The organism is Mesorhizobium sp. B2-3-5 (genome assembly GCF_006442395.1).
Taxonomy (GTDB): Bacteria; Pseudomonadota; Alphaproteobacteria; order Rhizobiales; family Rhizobiaceae; genus Mesorhizobium.
In genome coordinates this window covers 197690-219309 of sequence record NZ_VFVX01000005.1, presented here as the reverse complement: position 1 = coordinate 219309, position 21620 = coordinate 197690, and the positions used below count along the sequence as shown (strand labels likewise).

The following is a 21620-nucleotide window of genomic DNA, read 5'->3' as shown; positions in this document are numbered from 1 at the left end:
CGCCTCGAGGGCGGGTCGCTGGCGCAAATCAGCACCATGGACGAAAATGTACTATTGCTGCCCTCACGCCGTCAACAGGCCTACGAGAAAAAATTCCTATTTAATACGTTTCCCCGGTTAGCATGACGAGACCCTTTTTTCCTCCACTACGGCGACACGTTCTGCTGCCGCGTGTTCGCGAGCTTCAGTGGCGGACCAAGTCCTCCGTACTCATCCCTGAATTGGTCTCGCCATTCCTGTTCATCAGCCCCGGAGCTCGGGTAAAATCTTCTCGTCGAGAAATTTAAGACGGCCAGCCAGTATTTCAGCGTTGACGGGATTGGCATCGACATTGACCGGTATCAAATTCGCCACCGACTTCCCCTTGCGCGCTGCCTCGACCCATTCCTCAAGGGCGCCAATGTACCCATCAAGAGCCTCGAAGGGCGTCGTGGCGTCGTCAGCAGGGATATATGTCGGCGGCACGTCGCCAACGATGACCCAGATCCATTGGTTCACATCCGGTCGACCAGGTTCTGGAAGAGGAATATGTAGATTATTCTTTCGGCACCATATCCCAGATACTCGCCTTTTATGGACAAGACCCAGTTGTAGAATTTGAGATATTGACGCGCCTCGAACCGGGCACGATCGAGATCGTGTTCTCCGGTACTGGTATCGGCGGTAGGCAGGCGCGAGACGCTTTGGAGGTTCGGCACGGTATTGTCCTCCATCGGCATAATCAACTCCGCAGCCATCTTATCAGCGGCTCGACTAATGATTACAAAACCCCGATCTGTTAGGCCTTCGCTCTTTTATATCGAGGTGTTCTACAGTATACTGATAGTCTCTCAAAAATTCTTAATCAAAACCAACAGGTAACGATCGGATAAGCTAGCGCTCAAGACATATCTTGGACCAGATATCAGCCTCGCGGATCCCCTATGATCTGCTTCAAATCTAGGAGCGAGTTGCATCGCGCCGGCGGCTCGCCCGCTTGCACAATCGGCCGAAACGGGTCATCGATCCTCCCGCACCCTACTCATCCACCCGCCCCGCTTTCTCCTGCGCCGCCTTACGCAGAATCCTGATAGCTCGATTCCGGTAGCGCACCGCTTCAAAGTGCTCTTGTCTGGTCAACCAAGTCTTATTTTCTAAACTGACTGGATCGCCCCCAACGATAATCGGTGTAATCTCAAACAGCTCCATGCCCTTGGGGCGCGAATGTCCATCTTTGTCGCTCATTTTCAGTCCGCCAATTGAGCAAATAGATCGGCTAGGTCATGCGCTATTGTTTCAGCGTATTGCCGATCCATACCTATGAATGGGATGCGCACGATTGGCATGGCTGCATCTTCAGTGTCAAAGCCATAGCCTTCACCTCCGCCGTTCGATGCGAACAAGAGGATGCCTGGCGCATATTTTTCAACCTCATACTCTCGATTAAAGTCAAACAATTCTTCAGATTTAAAGAAAATAATGTAGTTATCGCCGATGAACCCTTCGCCTCCATTATGCTTCTTGAGGAAGTCGGTATAATCCTTGGGGAGATCGACTCCCAAGCGTGCAGCCAGTCCATCAACGACTGCGGGTTCAGCCGGCGCATCGAACTGTCCCTCGGTCAAGATATATCTCATTGCTATCCTCCCAAGTCTTTAAGCAACTGGTTCCACATGGCCTGTTATTGATGGACATTGCGAGGCGCTGGCAGAGGAACAAGGATGGCAGTGCGCTTTTTGCCCGCAAGACTCTGGGAACGTACCCGGGGAGAGGAAATTAGTGCACTTCACCGTTATTTAATACGATAAAGCCTGTGAATAAAGGGATGCCGCTGAAATTTGAAAGCAGTCCAGGGAAAACGGCTCAACTTGCGAAGTTGTTATCCACGAACATCTCGGCGAATTGCTGAGGCGTGAGCGTTACATTATTGTCGCGGGCGATTTTGAGATTCCTTGCCCACATATCGCGGATTGCCTCCGGCATCGTGTCGGGCATGTGCAGAGCCTTCGCAACTGCATCGTCCCATCCTCCGTCACCGCCATAAATAGCCCGCAGTTTGGGGCCCATGGCTTCGCACCGACAATGCTTGGAAACCTTTTCCATATCCGCCGCTCCGCAGCATGGTGTACGACAACTTCTCCTTCCAGATTCGGGTTCGCATCAGAAATGTTTTACGGTAATTTTTGGAAGCGGCCCTCCCCAACGATGCTCCTGGATCCTTTACCTTAGAAGGGTCCCTTGCAATCGACTTTATGATCTGAAGAAGCTCAGCCTTGTCGGGTTTGGCGCCTATGCTCACGCGGTAGGCGGCATCTTCTGCTGCTTTGACCAGAGACTTCGTCTCGGCGGCTTGGCGAGCCACCGTGCCCTCAGCGGCGAACTCTGATGTGGCGCGCGAACCACTTGTTGCAAACTCCTCCAGGGGCTTGGCAAACCTGCCCGCCCAAACGGTCACGGCAAGCCGCAGTCACGGCGCGCCCCTAACTCGCGTTGGGAGCCCTTCGGCGTCTACGCAGAGGTATGGAACTAACCATTGATTTTATTTATTTTATCAAATAGGAATGTAATTGAATATACGCTAAGAAATGCGTAATGAGTTATGAAGAAAATTACGAGAACCACCGCAATATGGTGCAATTTCCCGTACCAATCACCAGCAACATAGTCAAAATTTACATTATTGGCTATTATATATACTATAATAAATAAAACACCAATTGTGCACAGATAACCAAAAAGCAAACTTGCGTACTGTCTAAGAGACAGCGTCTTATAGAAATAGCCGTTATCCCTGTTGCTCCAAACCCTTATCTCTGCATTTGCACCTTCAAGATTGGAATCCAGACCAGCACGTTCAAATGTGGCAAACGCCCCCAAAGCAGCAAGGTGGAATGGAACCACAAAGACCATAAACTGGAATATACTTTCCGAGATCTTCGAGAGAAACTTACCTGAGAACGCCATCGGGTAACTCCAATAAAGGAAAAATATAATGGCAGTTGACACACAAGGAAGTACGAGTTCGTAAATACGCTTCGACTGCCAAAAAGATCTATCCCCACTAATCACCAGAAATCGTACAGAGGAGAATAACTCTTTTATCCACCACATATCTATTGCCAGTTCTTTTCTGCGTGGATTACCTTTTTACCAAATTGTAGGATGGGATCGTAAAACTTATCGTAACATTCCACTACGCCTGCACCCAAGCCATTGATGGCTACCGTTTTACAATATCGCATATCGCCATCGCCAAGATTATCCACGCTTAACATCTGCGTGCTTCCTATTGTGTCTCCACCCTCGTCAACCAACTCCAGCTTGAAGTCTTCGAATGAAATCGCATCGAGAGCTTTTCGAACGTGATTAATTAGCTTGGATACACGGTTAACATCCTCAGTAGGCGCAATTACTGCTCGCAATTGCACATCCATTCTCTCAATTTTTGGCTCGTTCGCCTCACCTTGAAAATCCGTCTTACCTCTGACGAGCTTGAAGCCACCTATGCGCCCACTTTCTAGATCATTTTTGAGCGAGGCGTTTTCATGAGGATTGAACCGAACGGTGGGGCGATATTGGACAGTCTCAGGCTTCTCCTTCTTCGACTTACGTTTCTTTTCGGCCGTAAAGCGATCAGGAAATTCCTCAGAGAATCTTCCCAGCAGGCTTGTAAGAAAATCCCGAGCTAGGGCTCTTCCTATTCCCCGAGTTCTCTCCATCGCGGTTCGATATCGCCCTTGATCTGGCCCAGCCGCGATCTCTTGTTTCGAGACAATGAGGTGGGACGATGCTCCAGGAACATCGCCCGGTTCGTTCGACTTAATAGTAGTAACAGTGCGCTTTTTGGGATTGACAAAGCTCGGCATCGCTCTCCCGGGATCGCCACGTACCAAAAGCATCGAGAACGAATCGCCTTCATCCCTCAAATCTGAGATGTAAATAGCATTCGATTCATCCACGTTCGCACTGGCATTAACCGTGCTTCCAGCTATCAGCGCGATTGCATCATTCTTTTTGTAATAATAATCGCATGCTTCAAACAGAACGCCGATCGGAACTTCTACATCGACCGTAGGATATCTGCCCATGCGCAGTTTCAGTAAGTTCATGTAGTGGTCCATAAAAGCTCCCGCCGTTTAGGCGAACAGAAGCATGTTTTTGGACTACAAGCGAATCGGGATCGCTCTTGAGTCTACCACCTTTCAGCTTGTCCACCGTTTTTCGAGATTGGTCACCCCTCACCGAAACGCCCCCAGCGGCTCGCTCTGCCCGGCGGCCGCCTAGCCGGCTTGAATTCCGCCGGGTCGACCACCGCTTCGCGCAGCATCATCACGCCGTAGCGTGTCGCGGCCATCAAATCGTCCCGCAGTTTTACAACCTGACCGTCCTTGCGATGGAAAAGCCTGAACTCCTCGAACCAGTCCATCAACGTGGAAAACACCTTGAAGCGGCCGGATTGCATGCGGTCGAGCATCTCCATCAGCCCGGCCTCGACCGAGACCGAGCCGGCGGCAAAGCGGGCGCGACCGGGCAGCATGTTGCTTGGCAAGCGCGGTGCCGTAATGGACGTGTCTAGCTTGGCTTAGTTCAAAAGCTTAATGCCAGATCTGAAATCGGATACGCCCCAGTGTCTGTTAGTGCCCGTATTGCGCCGACATGCGGGCGGCTTTCCGATGTACGGCTACAACGCGCTGCAAATCAAAACCACAGCAGGACTTTTCATGGGCCTGCGCAATAACGTCGAATTTCTCAGGAAGCAGTTTTGATCGCTCTGATCATTGCGCACGCCAAGGCATTTGAGACGTACGGCGGCACATCGAAGTCACGCTCTAGAACATAAATGGCATTCACGATGTCGCGTGCGCTCATGCCATTACACAACAAAACAGGACGAACCAGATAAGTATTCGAAACGCTTCGAATAGGGTCGAAGTTTCCTTACGTGGAGGTACCTACCCCGGGCCGCAGCCGGTCCCGAGGCAGGTCATTCCATATTCTCTCATCAGCCGCCGCGTGACCAGATCCCTGATCCGCTCCTTCTGTGCTTCGCTCAGACCCTCGGTTGGGCATTCGTCTACGGCATAGCCCGCCGCGACGTCGGGGTTACCGTGATTGCGCGCCTTGCTTAGAACGCAGGAAAACGCCTTCCATTCCTTGTTAGAGAGGGTGATTGCCCCCGCCGGCGCGACATAGAACAAGCTAGCGGAAAGGCAGACGGACAGGGCCAAACGCATTGGTTGCAAACCTCTTGAATTCGTGGCGATGGAACGTGAACCTCTGTTGCGCGATTAGGGCTCGGAAGGATAGTATTCCTTGGGCAGGTTGATGCCAAATTCCCCAGGGCGAAATTTCCGAAGCTCGTCAACGGTGCCATGCCAATGCTGTCCAAGCCTTGGGCCGTCCAACTTGTAGATCCAGACAAGATTGCTCGCATCCGAAACCTTGGGATTGGCGTAATTCAAGTTATCGCCGACCGTGGAGGGCGCACCGGCCGCGCGCCGCGATAAATAATCATCGACCATCTTCGATGCTTTCGCAAAGCGGGGGTCATTTGCGGATAGCTGATCTACATTATTTCTGCCATCTGGTAAGGTTCTCACGCTGTTGACATCGGAGAATTGGGCCCAGGAATTGACTACCTGGGATACATCGTTCCCCCAATGCTCCGAAGCAAGTCGGTTTAGAATTGTATCAATGATGCCTTTGGCTTCACCATCTCCATCCCTAACAAACCATTCCGTCATCAGGGTTTTCTTCAGCCGGAGAATGTCGGCTGGAGACAAGTCGATGGTCTTCGCGAACTGCTTGGTTGCGGCCTGCACGGGCTTGCCGGTTCCAGTATCGTTGGTGTTCGGCTCGCCGCCGGATTTGCCCGTTGGCGTCTCTGTCTGACTTGCTTTGACGCTGCCAAGTTGCTCGGCAACGGCGGCACGCTGTTTCGGATCGGATACCGCTTCAAGCAGCTTGCGCTCCGCCTCCTCGGCGTCCGGCGTCAGGCTGCTATCGCTCCAGATCTGGATGAGGTCTTGTGCGACAGACAAAGGGAGCGGTTGAACATTCTTGATACCCAATTGCCGTTGAGCCGCAATGGACTGCGCGACTGCCATTCCGTAGGCCTCTGGCTTCGTCAAATGGTTCCATGCGGCATCCACGCTCGGCAGAACCTGACGGACATAGCCCGCAGGGTCGACTTGCCTATCTTGCAAGATCAAGGCAGCAGCATCGGCGATCAGATCATACCGTGGCTTGTTCTGATTGTACCGCGCCATTTCCCGGTCATATCGGGCCTGATCCTGCTTATACCGCTCGGGAGCCTTCTTCGGACTGAACGGGTTCCGGGCAGGCATGGCGACGTCAAGCGTAGCGTCAATGTCGCTTGCCGGCATGACGCGCATGCTAGCGAGATACGGGCTGACATCAGCCCTCCATTTGAAGATCTTGAACTGTTTTCCGCCTTCTTCTGTACCGAAGACGGCGGCGAACTGCTCAGGGCCGGGCCTTGGGCCGGAATAGGCAGCCCTGTCGATAATCGCAGAGCGCGCATCCTGGGATGCGATGTCGATATTGGCCCTGGCGTGGATCAAGCTCTCGGCATTTGCGGCGTGTGCAGCTTGGACAAGGCCGTCGACAGTGCCAGGTGAAAGGTCCGCGAGCAGAGCGTCGGTCGGCTGGCCATCTTGAAACGCCTGCCTTATCCGTCCATCTGGCGTTCGTTGGCCGGTGTCCTCATCTTCGCCGGTCGACGCATTCGCATCGACCGGCGTAACCGAGCCGGTTATCGTGCTATCGATGCCCTCTCCCGGTCGGTCGCCATGGTCGCTGGAAAACGCGGTGATTCCAAGCAGATTGAGCGCTCTTTTCGGGTTTTCGGCTATCAGGGTCTCAATGCGTGTCTTTGCCGTGCTTTCGCGCCAGGCGGTTTCGGCCTGCAACTTGCCCTGTGGATCGAGGCCCATCTTGTTAAGTACATCAAGGCCGCGCTGGCGGGCGGAGTTGAACGCAACGGTGTCGTTCGGATCGCTCTGAGCGATGGCTTCGAGCTCGGCTTGTTGGACCTCGGACCACATATTCTGCTCGTAATCCTTGCGGCGCTGAAGCTGCCGCTGCGCCATGCGTAGCGAGCCGGCCTCACGCAATGCCTCCTTCTGCCCAGCGAAGTTGACGCGCTGGCTTTCGGGCACACCAGGCAAGGCGGCGTCGAACAGCGTGTCGAACAAGCCTGTCTTCGCCACGCGGCCGGTGCGCGGATCGACCTGCCCATACATGGCGTCGTGCAGGCCGGCGCCGTCGGCCGGCGCGTTGGCCGTCACCTCGTCTTCCGCCTGCGCGATCTGGCCATTGAAACGGCGGCGCGCCATCTCGGCGTCGAACGCCTCCTGCCGCTCCGTCATCTGCCGGTGGTGCTCGGCGAGAGCGGAAAGGCCGTCGCCAAAACCCTGCATGGCGGCGCCGACAGGCGATCCCTGCGGATATTGCGGCGCATTGCTGGCATCGAGCCGGCGCTGGCCAACGGAAAGGGGAATGATGTGGACCATTGGCTGCTTCCTGCTGGGCTGGCGTTGAAAAGGGCGCGCCTCGCCGGCGATCGCGGCACGACCGGCAACGCGCGCACGTCGGCTAAGGCGGTCGCGCGTTTTGAATTGAAGTTTTTGGAGAGGCGGCTGCTGCCGCGGGCAGTCAGGAGCGAAGGCGGCGGGCGCCTTGCCCTACCGAAACGCCCCCAGCGGATCGCTCTGCGCCGCCGGTCGCCGTGCGCTCTTGAACTCCGCAGGGTCGACCACCGCTTCGCGCAGCATCATCACGCCGTAGCGTGTCGCGGCCATCAGATCGTCGCGCAGCTTCACCACCTGACCGTCCTTGCGATGGAAAAGCCTGAACTCCTCGAACCAGTCCATCAGCGTGGAAAACACCTTGAAGCGGCCGGATTGCATGCGGTCGAGCATCTCCATGAGACCGGCCTCGACCGAGACCGAGCCGTCGGGAAAGCGGGCGTGGCCGGGCAGCATGTTGAGCCCATGAGCGGCATATTGCTTGGCCAGCGCGGTGCCCGCGCCCTCCAGCGTTTCGCGGCGGCCGTCGCGCGGCCAAGCCCAGGGCAGCCATTCGCCCCAAGGCTTCAGCGTCAGCGTCTGCATGGCCGGTGTTTGCTGCGAGGCCCTGGCGGCCTTGGTGACATAGACGACATCGGCCTCTGTGTCCCAGGCGAGCTCGACCGCGGCCGAGGGATGGTCCCAGCCGAAATCGAGCGCCCCGATGCGCGGCCAGTAGCGCGGCAGCCGGAACGGCTCGCAGGCGATCAGCACCTCGGCCACCGGGAAGATGCGCCCCGAGCCCAGCACCGGAACACCCCGGGCGCGGGCCTCGCGCTCATGTTCGGGATACGCGGCGACAATCGCGGCGCGCTGCTCGGCGCTGTAGTGAGCGGCGTCGTCAATGGTCATGAAGGTGACGTGACGGGACATGGGGAGTTCCGGAATCAGCTTGCTAAGCCTTGGCTGTATCGCTCCGTGAAGGCGTTATTTTTTGCGGTTGGAGCGGCAGCACTTTGCCTTCTCCCCTTGTGGGAGAAGGTGGATCGGCGCGCAGCGCCGAGACGGATGAGGGGTGGGTGACGGATCGCCGTCCTTGCCAAGCTGGAACACCCCTCATCCGACCTCGCTTCGCGAGGCCACCTTCTCCCACAAGGGGAGAAGGAAGCGTTCATCCCTTCCCCATCCCCTCCACCTCACCCGCCGATAAAAACAGCAGCACCACGTCGCTCATGCCGAGCAGCGGGGTGAAGGTGACGATGGTGATGCCGCCGGTCGCATTGGTGCGGGTCAGACCTTCGGAATAGATGTCGAGCGGCGGTTCCTCGTCGAACCAGACGCCGTGCAGCGTCTCGCCCTGCCATTTCTCGCGGCCCTTCTCGAAGCTCTTGAACGACAGCACGCTCTCGCCCGCCTGCAAATCGCCGCCGCCGCCATGGCGCACCACGACACTGTCGAGCGCGCCCGGCGCGCCGCGGCCCATGATGGTGTCGACGATGGCATCGGCCGGGATCATGCCGGTGCCCCAGGCCGCCTGCTGCTGCGGCGGACCGACAAGCACGCGCTGCGGGTTGTCGCGCGTGCCTTCGCCGGTCACGCCGGCGGCCCATAGGCGGACCGGCGTATCGAAGACCTTGCCTTGCCACCACCGGGGATAACGGCCGGTCAGGTGCATCGCCCATTCCGCGCCCCCGGCCCGGGTCTTGCCGAGCTGGTTGCCGGCCATGAACAGTCTTTCTCGGTTTTGGGCGCCGGCAGCATGAAATTCCGCTTGGCGGCGATACGGCTTATAGGCCGCCAGTTGGTTCGCGCGGCGACGGCGGTCAAGCTCCGCCAGCAGCGCCAGATATTCCGTCCGGGCCGAGATCAGTTGGCTCATCGAGGAACGGTTTGACGACGGCCTCGAGGGCGCGGATGCGGTTGCGGATCTCCTCATCGCTCAGGGCATCCAGTTGGTTGATGGCGACATCGAAATCCTTGGGCAGCACGGAAAGCACGATCTTCAGATACTGGTCCGGCTTGTCGGCCCGCACCTCGGCGATGACGCCGGCGCCATGCGCGCGGAAATCGGCCCGCACCGCGGTCAGGAAATCATCGCCGAGCGTTTTCTTCGTCCGCTTCGGACGGGGCTTTGGGGCAGAGGCCGGGTTGGCGACGGGTTTGCGCCTTGCCTTGCGCTGTGCCGGCCTGCCGGCGACTTCATCAGCCATTGGCCTCGCCCATCGCCTTTACGGCGGTATCGCTGGCGGAGACCGCCCTGCCCGCCTTCGGCACCCGCCTTGCCGGTTTCCTCGAGCGGGCGGCTTTCTTCCTGGGCTTCCTGGGCTTTGCCGTCCCGGCAGGCTTCGTCGCCTTGGTTCGGGCCTTGAGCCCCACCAGGGTAAGGCCAGCAAGGCGCGCGCCGCTGCCCGGTTGCGGAAAGCAAAAGCCACCGGCCGCGTCCCGCACCATGCCGATCAGCACGCCGGATGCGACTTGCTCGATCCGCCACAGGCGCGCTTGCGGCGCCGCGCCCTCGAACTCGCCGATGGCACTGACGACCTCGCGGCCGTCATCGTCGGTGATGATGGTGGCATAACGTGGCATGAGGTTTCTCACATTTCGCGGAAGTCGCGTTCTGTCGCGCCCCCTGTTCTGCCTCCCCATCTGGGGGAGATTGTGGTTCGGGCGCGTCGCCCGATCTGGCGGCTTGGGCGATTGGCGAAAGCGGGGAGGACGGCCAATCTCCCCACCTGTGGGGGAGATGTCCGGCAGGACAGAGGGGGGCCGTGGAGCGCTGGCGCACAAGTTGCAGCCGAGGTCCCAAAGCGCCAGAAACACAAAACCCGCCTCGGCGGCGGGTCATTGGCGCAAATCAGCACCATGGCCAAATATGTAGCATGGCTGCCCTCAGCCGGTCAACGATTTCCTAGGAAAAAATTCACATCACGTCGAAACGGCGGGATCCGAGTCCGACATGCATGCCGCTTTTCAGCAGCCCGGGAAAAGTGCGCGGCCGGTTTCCGCCCGGATTGCGTCAAACCGGCGAGATGGCGCGCGATCCCGAATGGTGTATCCGGCCCCATCGACGCCGTTGCACCCCAGTGTCACGGAAAACGCTTTCGCGCCTTCGCCGTGGCGAGGATCTTACCTGTGCTATCGAGCGCCCTCACCGAGATCTCGTAAGTGTGCGGTTTGGGCGGGCATGGCCCGCGATAGCTGAAGGTTCCATAGGGCAAGGTTTTCTGGCCGGCGAAGGCCACCGTTCCACCGCCATGCTTGAAGTCGGGCGCGTCCAGGTCGGTCATCCTGAACGCCAGGGTCTTCGTCCCGGCGGGAACGCCCGAGAGTGTTATCGGCGGCGATTTCGGATCAAAACACTTGGCCGTCGGCCCCCATTCGAACGTCATCGTCATGCCGGCGGACGCGGCCGTCGTCATCGCCATGATAAAACCAAAGGCTAGAGCAAGTCGCATACAGACCTCCTGCTTCCTACCCGGCCCGCGCCAGTATAGTCTCTTTTCCCGCACAAGGCATCGCGGACACGCGGCTCCATCGCGGCGCGCCCGATGGAGCGTCAGCCGCCCGATCAAGGGGCATCGCACCGTCATCCGGATCGGAATAGGCCTTCATGCGTTTGGAATCCATCGAATGGGAGCAAAACCATGAACGTCGCCAATCTGCAAATCGAAGGTCTGCTGATGGCCATCGCCGCCATCAACCACGCCCTTGTCCGAAAGGGGGTGCTGTCGGCCGAGGAGATCGACATCGCCTTGCGCAAAGCCGAAGCCAGCGAGACCAGCGAGGAACGATCCGAAGGCATGTCGTCGTCGAGCAGGGACGCCGTCAATTTTCCCATCAGGCTGCTGGAGCTGGCCAACCAGTGTCAGCCGGAGGCGGACATACCCTCCTTTTCGAAACTGGCCCGCATGGTGGGCCAGATGAAAGAGGCCTATAACGACCAGATGTGAACCCAGGCCGGCCTGGGCCGCATCGGCCGGGACAGCGGTCTCGGTCTCACGCCCTGCCCGGCCATCCCAGGTTCAGCGCCAGCATCCTTCCCGGTCCGTGCACCGCCGCGAACAGCAGGCCGGCCAGGAAGGAAAAATGGTCGACGAAAAAGCCGAACTCGGCCTGGTTGCCGGCCCAGTGGCTGGGGCCGTGGAAGGCAAAGCCCAGGAGCAGCACATAGGCCGCGGCGACAAGGGCCGCCTGCGAGAAGAAGGCTCCGCTGAGGAAACACAGCACCAGCGCAACCTCCAGGATCGCCGCGCACCAGGCAAGCAAGAGCGGAAACGGAAAACCGGCGGCGGCGATGTAGCCCGCGGTGGCACCCATGCCCATGAACTTGAAGGTGACCGCCATGAGGAAGACGGCGGCAAAGATCAGGCGGGCAATGAGAAGGGCCGCGGTCTGCCACGGCGATTGAGCGATTTGCGAGGGCATGGTCGTTCTCCAGTTTGGTTCGCCCACAGGACGTGCCGTCAGGCACCGATCCGACAGGCCTCGGCAAATTTTTCCCCGGCTGTCCCCGCCCCTGGCTAATCCGGCACAACTGATCCCGGTTTGCCAGCTGATGTACCCAGCGTTCAAGGGAAGGATCAAGCCTGGCCAAGGCCTTGACCATCGGCGCGCCGCGGCATGCGGCGCCGACGAAATCACGAACTTGTTCGTAACCATGATCGTGCTATCGTCAAGGCGGGGCTAATGCACGGGCATGACCGGTGCGGTGTTGGGTGGGCAAAAAAATTGGGCGCGAGCGTCAGATTGGGGACGGTGTCCCATCTGGTCCGGTCACCGGTTCTGGAGTGCAGCGGCTGCGGTGGCACCGGGCAGGTTTTCCAATGCCCGCGCTGGACGAGTTCCAACGGCCTTTGCTGCCCGGCCGGCACGCACCAGCGCGGCTGCCCCGGCACCAGCGCGCCTTGCGCCGAATGCGGCGACGCCAGCCGGCACGACGCTGACCCCGTCTGCCCCTCGGCCTGAACCGACCGCTTGCGACCGGCGCCGGGCAGGCCTTATCCGGTCCGTCCGCCGCCTTCCATGGAACCAGCGGCGTCGATCGCTGTTATGTCTGACCGCGGCATTGCGTGGCGAACCGGGGAATTCGACGCCTTCGCGACCGGCCGCTGACGGAAAGCGAGGCCTGGCATGCCCGACGACAAATCGAAGATCAAACAGGACCGCAGGCTGGTTTCGAGCGAGGAGACCTACGAGGTCGCCGCCTTCGCCCGCAAATACGGCATCCCGCAGAGCGAAGCGCAGACCATCATCAAGCGCTATGGCCCCTCGAGGAAGAAGCTTGACAATCACATGGCCGCGCGCGGATAGCCGGTGACATGGCAGACTGACGAAGGGAGGCCGCCACCATGTCCGACACCACACGCAGGACCGGCAGTTGCCTGTGCGGCGGCGTGCAGTTCGTCGTCACCGGCCAGCCGTCGCGGGTCGGTCTTTGCCACTGCAAGGACTGCCGCAAGGCGGGCGGCTCGGTCTATTCGGCCTTTGCCATCTGGCCGCGTGACGCTTTCGAGACATCGGGCGAAGTCGCCTCCTATGGCACGCGCAGCTTTTGCCCGACCTGCGGCGGCCGCGTTGCCTGGGTCGGCGACAATGAGGCCGAGGTGATGCTTGGCAGCCTCGACGTCGCGCCGACCGACCTTACTCCCGAATATGAATTGTGGATCGGCCGGCGCGAGGCCTGGCTGCATGCCTTGCCCGGCACCGAACAATTCGAACATGACCGGCCGGAGGCGCCAGACGCCGATTTGCCGGCGGCGAGACCTCTGTCGGACGCCGTCGCGCACGACTGAAAATTGATTTTTCGGATTGGAACCCTCCGTTGTCGGCGGCGTTATCCGCCGCCCTTGCTGCATTGCGCTGTCCAAAAAACGCTGCTCGGCCGGGCGACATTACCAGTCACGGAGACCACCGTTGAACGACAAGATGTTTCCCCGACCAATCCGCCTGAAATTCGCCCCCGAGCGGGAGCGCGTGGTGCGCAGCGCCTGGGAGGGTCTGGAATGCCTCGGCGACTGGCCGGCCGGCCGGGGCCGGCGATACCGGGCGGCGTGGCGCAGCTGCCGCGATGCATTGGATGGCTGGACGGCGCCGGAAAAGGCGATGGAGGCAATGATCGACGCCGCGCGCGAAGCGCGGATCCTGCAATAGCGGGCAAAACCAATGGCCGATTTGATGCTGCCGACCCCGATGCGGGTCAAGCCCCATGGCTCGGACACGATCCGTGAGGTGACCACGCTTCAGGACGCCAGTGAAATCCTGATCGACTGGCCGCATGCCAAGCGCGGTCCCTTCTATCAGGCCGCGCGCGAAAAGATCGAGGCGGCACTCGAAAGCAATGCCGGCGCGGCTCAGGCACAGGAGGCCTTCACGGCGCTGTGCGATCACGCCGGCCTTCTCATTCGTTAGAGCAGTTCCGGTAGAATCGCGTAGCGGTTTTCCGTCCGCAATCGCGCCAGGACAAAGAAACAGTCCGGTTTCAAACAGAAGGGCAGGCGAAATTCCCGCCTGCCTTTCTGTTGCCGAACCGCTCCTGACTATGGGGTAGGCAAATCGCCGCTCACGATCGGATGGGAAGTCTCGAACCCGAAACTCTTCGGCGCCATCAGCATCAAAACGATCACGATGGCTATGGAAGCAAGAAACGTGGCGGTGACGACAATATCTCTCACGATCCGTTCCTTTCAAATCCAACTGTCAAAAGAAACGTTTGGCGTTGTACGAGGTTCCTCTGCCCAGCAACGCGGACGAATTGGCTTTTACTTCTGTGGCGGCTGCGCCGGCACTTCGCCCGGCTTGATGATCGGTGTATTGCCTTCGTCAGGCGCCGGCGCGGCCATGCCCTGGTCGCCGGTGGGCGGCGGCTTCAGCACGCCGCCGCAATCATTGAGTTTTTCGGTCAAATTGCCGCCGCCAAGCGGCTGTTTGCCGCCTTGATCCGTCTGTGCACGGCACTTGTCGGTCTGTTTCGCCTGGCTGTCGGTATTCGGCTGCGTCTGCGCCGCCGCCGGCACTGCCAGCGCCAACATCAGGGACGCGATGGCGAGAGGTTTCATCCCGGCCTCCTTTCTTGCGCGGCCGCCCACGGCGGCCTTCCCTTCGCAGGAACAACGTCCATCGGCCGAAAAGGTTGGCCACTTCCCTCCCGCCAGCTGGAAGCGTCGCTGGCGCAACGCACAGCCTGTCGCGGAACTGGCGGACAGATAATGGGTTTTGTGCGACAATGCATGTCCGCTCGGGCAACTCCCGCAAAGGTGTGAAGCGGTCGTCCGCCCACGGTTGCCTCGAGAGCCTGGCACCGCATCAAAAACCAAGAGAAACCGCCATGTCCGCTCGCGTTCGAATCCTGTTGATGACCCTGGTCCCCATGCTCGCGGCGACCGGTCTGGCCGAGGCCCGGCCCGACAGCCGCGGCATGAGCTGCGCCGAGATCCGGGCCATGATCCAGAGCCAACGCGCCGTGGTGCTGACCACCGGCCCGAACACCTATGACCGCTATGTCAGGCAGTTCGGCAATGAATGCGACTGGCCGGAAGTGCCGATGTCGGCCTATATCCCGTCCCGCGACGGGCATTGCCCGGTCTATCGTTGCGAAGAGCCGGTCAACAACTTCCCGAATTGACGCTCCGCCGCGCCGGCGTCATAACCATTCTCGCTTCTCCCGCTTCGTCTAATGGTAGGACAGCGCCCTTTGAAGGCGTGAATCGTGGTTCGAGCCCATGAGCGGGAACCAATACATTCAATCACTTAGCTTGCTTTTTGATCCGATGCATCGAATATGTATCGAATAAACGTTCGCGAGGGGTTCCGGGTGGCAAAGACCGTTAACGTCAAAAATTCCATCGTTGAACTAATATCGGTCGGCTTCTTCGGCGCGCTTGCAGGCGGAGCATTTATTCTGTTCATCGCAGATAAGGTTGCGTCGATCGCCGAATATGCAACGCTCTTGGCGGGATTCGGCGGCGCAGTTTTAGGTTCTGTGATCAGTGCGTTTGTAGCTTTCCTCCTCGCGAAGCAGACTTCCCGCGAAACGCTGGAGCGTGATGAACATGCCAGGGTTGCAGAGCAGCAATCTTACGCCCTGCGACTAATGGTGAAATCGTCGCTGATTCTCAGTGACGTCGTTGCCCTAAAGAAGCTCATTGACGAATCACTTTCCAACGCCAACGATCGCGGTTTAACGGGCCTGCCGCTTTGGAAGAGAGTGCTGCCAATCGTGGGCAGCTACCAGCTGTACGATGTCGATGCTGCCGAATTGTCACCGCTGATCGCGGCAAAGGACAGCGATTTGATGCAGACTGCGGTTACGCTATTCATGCAACACCGGAACCTGGTCGAGGTTGTGAGGCTGTACTCTGAAAAGCGAGACGGTGTTAAAGATATCATCAAGAACCATCTCGCAGTCGAAGAAGGGGTGATAACCTCTGGTCTAACCAAGGAAGAGCACTCCCGGATGGTCCCGCTGGAGATCGAGCTAGAGAGCCTCATAAAGAGCATCCGCGTCATGGTGTCCGACCTAACTGAAATGGGAGAGAAGGTTACATTCGGTATCGGACCGGCGATGAGGAAATTTTTCGGCACCGATGATTTCCCGGTGTTTGAAAAGGAAAAAGGCCCGGAAGCCAAAGCCGTCGGGTCAAAAAACTGATTCGGCTAGGCTCGAGTTAATTGACTGTCGCCCCGCCAGCGGTTCGAGCCCATGAGCGGGAACCAGCCCTTCATCAGGGCAGGACCGGTTTTGCGCCGCCCCTCCTGAAACCATTTGATGGACCCGGCGTTGACGATTGGGGGCATGGCCAGACAGGAGACATTCCATGACCGTCAACTGCCGTATATCCATCGATAACCGGCCGGACGCCACCAACGCCATTTTCCAGGCGGTGCCGCGGATTGGAGAAAGCGTTTCCCTGTCGGTCGACGGAAGTCCCCAGGACCTGCGGGTCTCGCGCGTCGTGCACGTCCCCGACGGCAAACTGGAAGGTGCCGCGATCATCGTCGAGGTGACGACCAACATCCTTTGAAGCATTCCAGGAAAAGCGTGAAACGGTTTCGCGGCCGCAATTGCGTCTAACCAGGCCTTGGGCCATGCCACGGGCCGGTGCTCCCTGGCCTCACGCTAGAGTGATTGGCAGGCATGAAACCACGCGCGGCGGCACGCGTTCTAAGCCCGCAACCTTGTCGAGGTTCCAATGCAAACTGCGTGGTTCTCCAAGCCCGTGGTGGTTTCGGTCGGCGTCACCGGGGCCACCCGCAACCTGTCCAATACACAGCAGGCCATCGAATTGCTGACCACACATTGGCGCGACGCCGGCAGCCTGAAGCATCAGTCGGCACTGCGCGCCTGCCGCCGTGCGACCAGCGGCGACGTCTCTCCCGATACCGCCAGGGAGGCCTTCGTCGAGGCCGCGCGCGAGGCGCATATCCTGGTTGAGTGAGTTGCCCCGCCGCTCGTCCTGGCGCCGGGGCGGGCTGTTGGAACGCCTTTCGAACGGCCCGTCCCACCCCGTCGGCCTGGTTTCGCGAGGCACCCACGGATCGTTGCCATCGTTCACAATGTCGTGACCAATGGAACCGCCTGAAACCACAGGCGTTTTTTTCGCAGACGTTTGTCAGGCAACATCAGGAGGCGTCTATGCGTGTCATGAACCTCGTCACTCTCGCCCTCATCATCCTTGGCGGTCTCAACTGGCTGGTCATGGGGTTGACGGGCCATGACGTGATCGGCATGGTTTTCGGGGGGGCCACCCTGGCTCGCCTGGCCTATGTAATCATCGGCCTTGCCGCCATATGGCAGTTGATGCCGGGATTCCAGAGCTTCACGGTTGGAGAAGTCGATGCCGAAAGGCATCTCCATCATCCGTGACCGGTAAAGGCGGGGTGGTGGGAAGCCCGCCGCCCCGCCCGGTACAAGGCCGCTCAAGCGGCACTGAACCAAACCGTGGTCGCCGACCAACACGGCTCCCGACGGCCAGACCAGCGTCAACCGGGACGCTCTTCAGGGGCCGAAGCCCACCGCGGCCTCGTTGTCGGAGCCGACTTGCGGCACGATAATCGATGTCAGCGGCGCGTTGAGGCGCCAACTGAGATGACCGGGCAACCGTTCCAGGATGGCGGAGCCGCCGAGTGACTGCGGCGCCACCCGTTGCAGCACGACCGTGCCGAAACCCTTGCGCGCGGTCTCGTCGCGCCTGGTTCCTGGGCGGGGCTTGGATGTCTCCTCCCACAACAGCTGGAATTCCCGTTCGCCTGAAGCACGCGAACCTTGGCCCCCCGAGCCGATCGTCCAGGTGATCTCGACCCGGCCGTCTTCGGTGCCCAGCGCGCCGTATTTGGACGAATTCGTGCCAAGCTCATGGAACGCCATGCCGAGATTCTGCACCGCGTTCGACTGCAGCGTCAGAACCGGGCCGGAGAGCGTTATCTGTTCCTCGCGGCCGAAAGGCTTCAAATGTTCCTGGATCAAGTCGAAGAGGCTGGCGCCCGCCCATTCCGAGGTCACAAGCAGGTCATGTGAGCGCGACAGCGCCATGATGCGGGCACGGATCAGTTCCTCGAACTCACGCGGATCGCTCGAACGCTTGCTCGTCTCCCTCACCATCGACAGAATGACGGCGAACTGGTTCTTGACGCGATGGTTGACCTCGCGCATCAGCAGCCTGATCCGGCGCTCGCTCTCCTTGGCGGCGGAAATGTCGCGCGCGATCTTCGAGGCGCCGACGATCTCGCCACGCGCGTTCTTGATCGGCGACACGGTCAGCGAGACGGCGATGAGCACGCCGTCCTTGCGCCGTCGCGTCGTCTCATAGCTTGCCACCTGTCCGCCATTGCGAATCCGGCTGATGATCTCGGTTTCCTCGCTCTTGAGGTGATCGGGGATCAGCATGAGGATCGATTGGCCGACCGCTTCCTCGGCGCTGTAGCCGAACATGCGCTCGGCCGCCGAGTTCCAGCTGGTGATGATGCTGTTGAGATCCTTGCTGATGATGGCGTCGAACGAGGAATCGACAATGGCCGCGAGACGCGCATCGGCGGTCGCGTCCTGCCTCTCATCGTCCATAATGCCGGTTACCGCCGCCACGACTTCGCTCATTGCCATGAGGTAGCGCGCAAACGGATCAAGGCAATCGCTCCCCGTGCATTTGGCGCATCCCAGCCAAAGCGCCCCTCACTCCGACGACCGATCGGCCGCTTTACCGGGCTGACCGTTTACCTTGCCGTTCCCGCTATCGGGCATGAGAACGCCGAATTCCTGTGACTTGACGCCATGCTCCGCCGTCAGGAAGCCTTCGGAGGCAAGACCGCGCCGCAGCAATTCCCTGACCGCCGCCGAACGGCTCGGCATGCGCCTTTCGAAGCGCCAGTTTTCCAGGGCCGCCAGCTCGTCCGCGGTGAGCATGATCTGCAATCGTTCCGGGCGTTCCAGTTCAGCCATGCGCGTTTCCTCGCTCAAGACTAAAATACGGTGAGTTAGTATTTATCTCACTCAACTCATAGTTAGGATTGCTTTCATCATCCGTCAAGCTCTGCCAATGGGTGAACGGCGCAACCCGCGCGTGATGGGGATCCGGCGTTGGTCGCACGTTTGCATAACTATGCTAACTAATTGATTTAGTTTAATATTTTCAAATTTCCACTTGTCATACGCCGGCCATGGGTGCATGCTCCTACCAAAATAGAAACCGTTCGCCTGTGGGAGGCTTCGATGCGGTACAACTTCTCCACGCGCCTGCGCGATGACGTCAATTCGGCCGTCCAGACGGCATTCCACAAGGGCATCGTCAACATCGCGGCGGTGGCTGAGCAGGTCAGGGTCAGGAACCTTGTGGAAAACGTCGCCCTCGAGGACATCGAATATCTGGTCCTGCGGGCCGCCCAACTGCTTGGCGCGCCGATAGAATTCGACGCTCGGAGCAACGGATTGGCTTTGCCTGGAAATGGTTTCGTCGCGGATGGTGGCGAGGACGCGATGATCCCGCCCGATCTTCGTCAACATGCCTCGATGCAATAGCCCGGCGACGCCAAACCGGGCGGCGGGTCAAGGCGCCGGGCAAATGGACGCCGCCGCTGCCGGCCTACCACTTCTATTGCCCCAGCCGGCGGCACGCCTCCCTGGCCTTCAAACTGCTGGTCGATACCTTGCGCTACCAGCCATGACGGGGAGAACATGCTCCCGAACGGGATCGACCTTCAGCGCGTCGCATACCTGGCCAGCGCGTGCTCGATCAGCACGTCGATGACCTGGCTGTAGCCGATGCCCGTCGCCGCCAGCGCCTTGGCGTACATCGAAATGTCGGTGAAGCCGGGAAGCGTGTTGACCTCGTTGACCAGCAGCGAACCGTCAGCGCGCAGGAAGAAATCGACGCGTGCCATGGCCTCGCAGCCGAGCGCCCGGAAAGCCCGCGCGGCCATCTCCTTGGCCTTGTCGGCAATCGCGGCCGGCACATCGGCGGGCACCTTGACCACCGCGCCGTCGGCGTCGAGATATTTGGCCTCATAGGTGTAGAAGCCATGCTTGCCGGCCGGGATGATCTCGCCGGGCAGCGACACGGTGAGCGAGCCGTCGGCCCGCTCCAGCACCGAACACTCGATCTCGCGCCCGTCGACGAACTCCTCGACCAGCACCTTGCCGTCGTAGCGGAAAGCCGTTTCGACGGCCTCGTCGAAACCGTCCCTGTCATTCACCTTGCTCACCCCGAAGGACGAGCCCTGGCGTGCCGGCTTGGCGAAGAACGGCAACCCGAGCGCCCCGGCGATCTCCTGGAACGAACCGACATCGTTTCGATGCACGGTAACGGAGCGGGCAACGGCGAGCCCGGCCTCGCGCATGAGCCGCTTGGCGACATCCTTGTCCATGGCGGCGGCCGAGGCGAGGATGCCGCAGCCGACATAGGCGACATCGGCAACCTCTGCGTAGCCCTGCACCGAGCCGTCCTCGCCGAACGGACCGTGCAGGACGGGAAAGACGACATCGACCGGCGGCAGTTCAGGCTGGGCGCCGCCTTTCGACACCGCCACCAGCCGGCCCTTGCCGCCGGGCAACAGCGCGACCTCGGCGCCATCCGCCGACAGCGGAGCCCCTGCCCCGTCGCCGATGGCGTCGGACGACGGTTGCAGCAGCCATTTGCCCTCCCTGGAGATGGCGATCGGCACCACCTCGTAGCGCGTCCGGTCGATCGCCTTCAGCACATTGGCGGCCGACAGGCGCGAGACGTCATGCTCGGCTGAGCGCCCGCCATAAAGGATGGCGACCCTGATCTTGTCCTTCATGGAAATTCCCTCGAACTCAAATGGCGACGGCAGTGCCGCGATTGGCAAAGAACCGATCGAAATCGGACGGCGCCAACACTGCGTTTGCCTGTGTGGCGCTGGTATGGCCGGACGGGTTGTGGAAGCAAAAACCCTGATCGGATGCCGAAGTGACCAGCACCAGGTGACCGCCCTTCGATGGCGGCTCGCGCTCGGGCCAGCGGATGGAGCTGCTGACCGAGGCGATGAAGAAGCGCGACCGGGTAAGGATCGCCGGAATGTCCGCTGTCGCGACACCGGTCATCACCTCGGCGTCCAGGCCGAACTCCGCCTTCACGAAGGTGACGAAGGGCGCATAGATCAGCCCCTTGATCGAGCCTCCGCTGACGACATAGCCGCCATATCCAGTGCATCGTCTCGCCAGCATGATCGTCGGCACGATCTCGCCGCGTGTCGCCAGGATCATCTTGAGACACGCCATGCCGCAGATGTTGGCGGCCCAGAGAGCGTATTCGTCGAGCGTCTCGGCACCCGAACCCCGCCACAACGGATCCCGCCGCAACGCCGCCTCGGCGCCGTCGGCGAGCACGGCCAGCGTCATGTCAGGCGTTTCCCATTGGCTGAAAAACGGCACGGTTTCAGGCGGTGGACTCATGCGACGCCTCAGGGCTCAGTTCAATTTCGCATACGAGAATACGAGATTGATGAAAACCGATCTGCGGACATTTGGCGCGCGAGCATCCGGCCATGCTTGGGGAAGGCTCTTCGCGAACGACGATCGGATACATTCAGATACATAAGACTTGGCGCGCCGTCGCATGTCGGAAAGTCATTTCCATGCGTTCGCGCCGAGAACGCGGCAAGTCT

31 protein-coding genes, 1 tRNA gene and 2 pseudogenes are annotated in these 21620 nt (G+C 59.8%); 12 read left to right on the top strand and 22 right to left on the bottom strand.

Annotated features, from left to right (window positions below; genetic code table 11):
* Positions 1-243 precede the first annotated feature (243 nt).
* The 15 genes and pseudogenes from FJ958_RS08960 to FJ958_RS08885 form a co-directional block, all read right to left on the bottom strand.
* Entirely contained in the window at positions 244-498 is a 255-nt protein-coding gene (locus tag FJ958_RS08960; RefSeq protein WP_140741639.1) for a hypothetical protein, read from the bottom strand.
* Positions 495-719, bottom strand: a complete 225-nt coding sequence (locus FJ958_RS08955) for a hypothetical protein (RefSeq protein WP_140741637.1) — start codon at positions 717-719, stop codon at positions 495-497. The genes FJ958_RS08960 and FJ958_RS08955 overlap by 4 nt, the downstream gene beginning before the upstream one ends.
* 298 nt (positions 720-1017) lie before the next feature.
* Entirely contained in the window at positions 1018-1224 is a 207-nt protein-coding gene (locus FJ958_RS08950; RefSeq protein WP_140741635.1) for a hypothetical protein, read from the bottom strand.
* Positions 1225-1226: 2 nt separating this feature from the next.
* Positions 1227-1616 carry an SMI1/KNR4 family protein gene (locus tag FJ958_RS08945; RefSeq protein WP_140741633.1) on the bottom strand — a complete coding sequence of 130 codons (390 nt, stop codon included), beginning with the start codon at positions 1614-1616 and terminating at the stop codon, positions 1227-1229.
* Positions 1617-1842: 226 nt separating this feature from the next.
* Positions 1843-2082 (bottom strand): hypothetical protein, encoded by a 240-nt coding sequence (locus tag FJ958_RS08940; protein WP_140741631.1) that lies wholly within the window; start codon positions 2080-2082, stop codon positions 1843-1845.
* Between the two features lie 423 nt (positions 2083-2505).
* Positions 2506-2943 carry a hypothetical protein gene (locus tag FJ958_RS08935; RefSeq protein ID WP_140741629.1) on the bottom strand — a complete coding sequence of 146 codons (438 nt, stop codon included), beginning with the start codon at positions 2941-2943 and terminating at the stop codon, positions 2506-2508.
* Between the two features lie 149 nt (positions 2944-3092).
* Complete coding sequence (locus FJ958_RS08930; protein WP_140741627.1) at positions 3093-4100, bottom strand: hypothetical protein; 1008 nt, start codon at positions 4098-4100, stop codon at positions 3093-3095.
* 110 nt (positions 4101-4210) lie between these two features.
* A pseudogene (locus tag FJ958_RS08925) lies at positions 4211-4516 on the bottom strand (terminase); the annotation flags it as partial.
* A gap of 415 nt (positions 4517-4931) precedes the next feature.
* A complete protein-coding gene (locus tag FJ958_RS08920) occupies positions 4932-5213 on the bottom strand; it encodes a hypothetical protein (protein WP_140741625.1) in 282 nt (93 codons plus the stop codon).
* Between the two features lie 54 nt (positions 5214-5267).
* The gene (locus FJ958_RS08915) at positions 5268-7514 is read right to left on the bottom strand and encodes a cell wall hydrolase (protein ID WP_140741623.1); all 2247 of its coding nucleotides are present in this window, start codon (positions 7512-7514) and stop codon (positions 5268-5270) included.
* A gap of 171 nt (positions 7515-7685) precedes the next feature.
* Entirely contained in the window at positions 7686-8441 is a 756-nt protein-coding gene (locus tag FJ958_RS08910; RefSeq protein WP_140741621.1) for a terminase family protein, read from the bottom strand.
* A 274-nt stretch (positions 8442-8715) separates the two neighbouring features.
* A pseudogene (locus FJ958_RS08905) lies at positions 8716-9387 on the bottom strand (terminase family protein); the annotation flags it as partial.
* The gene (locus FJ958_RS08900; protein ID WP_140741617.1) at positions 9332-9718 is read right to left on the bottom strand and encodes a hypothetical protein; all 387 of its coding nucleotides are present in this window, start codon (positions 9716-9718) and stop codon (positions 9332-9334) included. The pseudogene FJ958_RS08905 and the gene FJ958_RS08900, both read right to left, overlap by 56 nt.
* Positions 9711-10094 (bottom strand): hypothetical protein, encoded by a 384-nt coding sequence (locus FJ958_RS08895; protein ID WP_140741615.1) that lies wholly within the window; start codon positions 10092-10094, stop codon positions 9711-9713. Before FJ958_RS08895 ends, FJ958_RS08900 begins: the two co-directional genes overlap by 8 nt.
* 500 nt (positions 10095-10594) lie before the next feature.
* Entirely contained in the window at positions 10595-10963 is a 369-nt protein-coding gene (locus tag FJ958_RS08885; protein ID WP_140741613.1) for a phospholipid-binding protein, read from the bottom strand.
* A gap of 189 nt (positions 10964-11152) precedes the next feature.
* Between FJ958_RS08885 and FJ958_RS08880 the strand changes: the two genes are divergently transcribed.
* Positions 11153-11458, top strand: coding sequence for a hypothetical protein (locus FJ958_RS08880; RefSeq protein WP_140613187.1), 306 nt, complete (start codon positions 11153-11155; stop codon positions 11456-11458).
* Between the two features lie 46 nt (positions 11459-11504).
* Here the strand turns inward: FJ958_RS08880 and FJ958_RS08875 are convergent, their stop codons facing one another.
* Positions 11505-11933, bottom strand: a complete 429-nt coding sequence (locus tag FJ958_RS08875; RefSeq protein WP_140741611.1) for a DoxX family protein — start codon at positions 11931-11933, stop codon at positions 11505-11507.
* Between the two features lie 705 nt (positions 11934-12638).
* On the opposite strand from FJ958_RS08875, the gene FJ958_RS08870 reads away from it, so the two are divergent.
* From FJ958_RS08870 to FJ958_RS08855, 4 genes are all read left to right on the top strand, one after another.
* Complete coding sequence (locus FJ958_RS08870; protein ID WP_140741609.1) at positions 12639-12818, top strand: DUF3606 domain-containing protein; 180 nt, start codon at positions 12639-12641, stop codon at positions 12816-12818.
* 38 nt (positions 12819-12856) lie between these two features.
* Positions 12857-13300: a GFA family protein gene (locus FJ958_RS08865; protein WP_140741607.1), complete on the top strand. Its 444-nt coding sequence runs from the start codon at positions 12857-12859 to the stop codon at positions 13298-13300.
* 121 nt (positions 13301-13421) lie between these two features.
* A complete protein-coding gene (locus tag FJ958_RS08860) occupies positions 13422-13658 on the top strand; it encodes a DUF982 domain-containing protein (RefSeq protein ID WP_140613191.1) in 237 nt (78 codons plus the stop codon).
* 12 nt (positions 13659-13670) lie between these two features.
* On the top strand, positions 13671-13916 hold the full coding sequence (locus FJ958_RS08855; RefSeq protein ID WP_140741605.1) for a DUF982 domain-containing protein: 246 nt from the start codon (positions 13671-13673) through the stop codon (positions 13914-13916).
* Between the two features lie 128 nt (positions 13917-14044).
* On the opposite strand, the gene FJ958_RS32415 is transcribed toward FJ958_RS08855, so the two are convergent.
* Positions 14045-14179 carry a hypothetical protein gene (locus FJ958_RS32415; RefSeq protein ID WP_281406653.1) on the bottom strand — a complete coding sequence of 45 codons (135 nt, stop codon included), beginning with the start codon at positions 14177-14179 and terminating at the stop codon, positions 14045-14047.
* Positions 14180-14266: 87 nt separating this feature from the next.
* Entirely contained in the window at positions 14267-14563 is a 297-nt protein-coding gene (locus FJ958_RS08850) for a hypothetical protein (protein WP_140741603.1), read from the bottom strand.
* A gap of 269 nt (positions 14564-14832) precedes the next feature.
* Here FJ958_RS08850 and FJ958_RS08845 point away from each other — a divergent pair, with 269 nt between their 5' ends.
* The 6 genes from FJ958_RS08845 (at position 14833) to FJ958_RS08820 (ending at position 17370) form a co-directional block, all read left to right on the top strand.
* Positions 14833-15129 carry a hypothetical protein gene (locus FJ958_RS08845; protein ID WP_181176334.1) on the top strand — a complete coding sequence of 99 codons (297 nt, stop codon included), beginning with the start codon at positions 14833-14835 and terminating at the stop codon, positions 15127-15129.
* 37 nt (positions 15130-15166) lie between these two features.
* Positions 15167-15240, top strand: a tRNA-Gln gene (locus tag FJ958_RS08840).
* A 78-nt stretch (positions 15241-15318) separates the two neighbouring features.
* The gene (locus tag FJ958_RS08835; RefSeq protein ID WP_140741601.1) at positions 15319-16155 is read left to right on the top strand and encodes a hypothetical protein; all 837 of its coding nucleotides are present in this window, start codon (positions 15319-15321) and stop codon (positions 16153-16155) included.
* Between the two features lie 166 nt (positions 16156-16321).
* Positions 16322-16528: a hypothetical protein gene (locus FJ958_RS08830; RefSeq protein WP_140741599.1), complete on the top strand. Its 207-nt coding sequence runs from the start codon at positions 16322-16324 to the stop codon at positions 16526-16528.
* Positions 16529-16696: 168 nt separating this feature from the next.
* The gene (locus FJ958_RS08825; RefSeq protein WP_140741597.1) at positions 16697-16942 is read left to right on the top strand and encodes a DUF982 domain-containing protein; all 246 of its coding nucleotides are present in this window, start codon (positions 16697-16699) and stop codon (positions 16940-16942) included.
* 197 nt (positions 16943-17139) lie between these two features.
* The gene (locus FJ958_RS08820) at positions 17140-17370 is read left to right on the top strand and encodes a DUF378 domain-containing protein (RefSeq protein ID WP_140741595.1); all 231 of its coding nucleotides are present in this window, start codon (positions 17140-17142) and stop codon (positions 17368-17370) included.
* Positions 17371-17502: 132 nt separating this feature from the next.
* Here the strand turns inward: FJ958_RS08820 and FJ958_RS08815 are convergent, their stop codons facing one another.
* Together FJ958_RS08815 and FJ958_RS08810 are read right to left on the bottom strand one after the other, a co-directional pair.
* Complete coding sequence (locus tag FJ958_RS08815) at positions 17503-18603, bottom strand: PAS domain S-box protein (protein WP_181176333.1); 1101 nt, start codon at positions 18601-18603, stop codon at positions 17503-17505.
* A gap of 69 nt (positions 18604-18672) precedes the next feature.
* Positions 18673-18939: a hypothetical protein gene (locus FJ958_RS08810; protein WP_140741593.1), complete on the bottom strand. Its 267-nt coding sequence runs from the start codon at positions 18937-18939 to the stop codon at positions 18673-18675.
* A gap of 270 nt (positions 18940-19209) precedes the next feature.
* Between FJ958_RS08810 and FJ958_RS08805 the strand changes: the two genes are divergently transcribed.
* Positions 19210-19515 (top strand): hypothetical protein, encoded by a 306-nt coding sequence (locus FJ958_RS08805; protein WP_140741591.1) that lies wholly within the window; start codon positions 19210-19212, stop codon positions 19513-19515.
* Between the two features lie 179 nt (positions 19516-19694).
* Here the strand turns inward: FJ958_RS08805 and FJ958_RS08795 are convergent, their stop codons facing one another.
* Together FJ958_RS08795 and FJ958_RS31955 are read right to left on the bottom strand one after the other, a co-directional pair.
* Positions 19695-20774: a D-alanine--D-alanine ligase family protein gene (locus tag FJ958_RS08795; RefSeq protein ID WP_140741589.1), complete on the bottom strand. Its 1080-nt coding sequence runs from the start codon at positions 20772-20774 to the stop codon at positions 19695-19697.
* Between the two features lie 16 nt (positions 20775-20790).
* Complete coding sequence (locus FJ958_RS31955) at positions 20791-21408, bottom strand: C39 family peptidase (protein WP_246679554.1); 618 nt, start codon at positions 21406-21408, stop codon at positions 20791-20793.
* Positions 21409-21620: the final 212 nt, after the last annotated feature.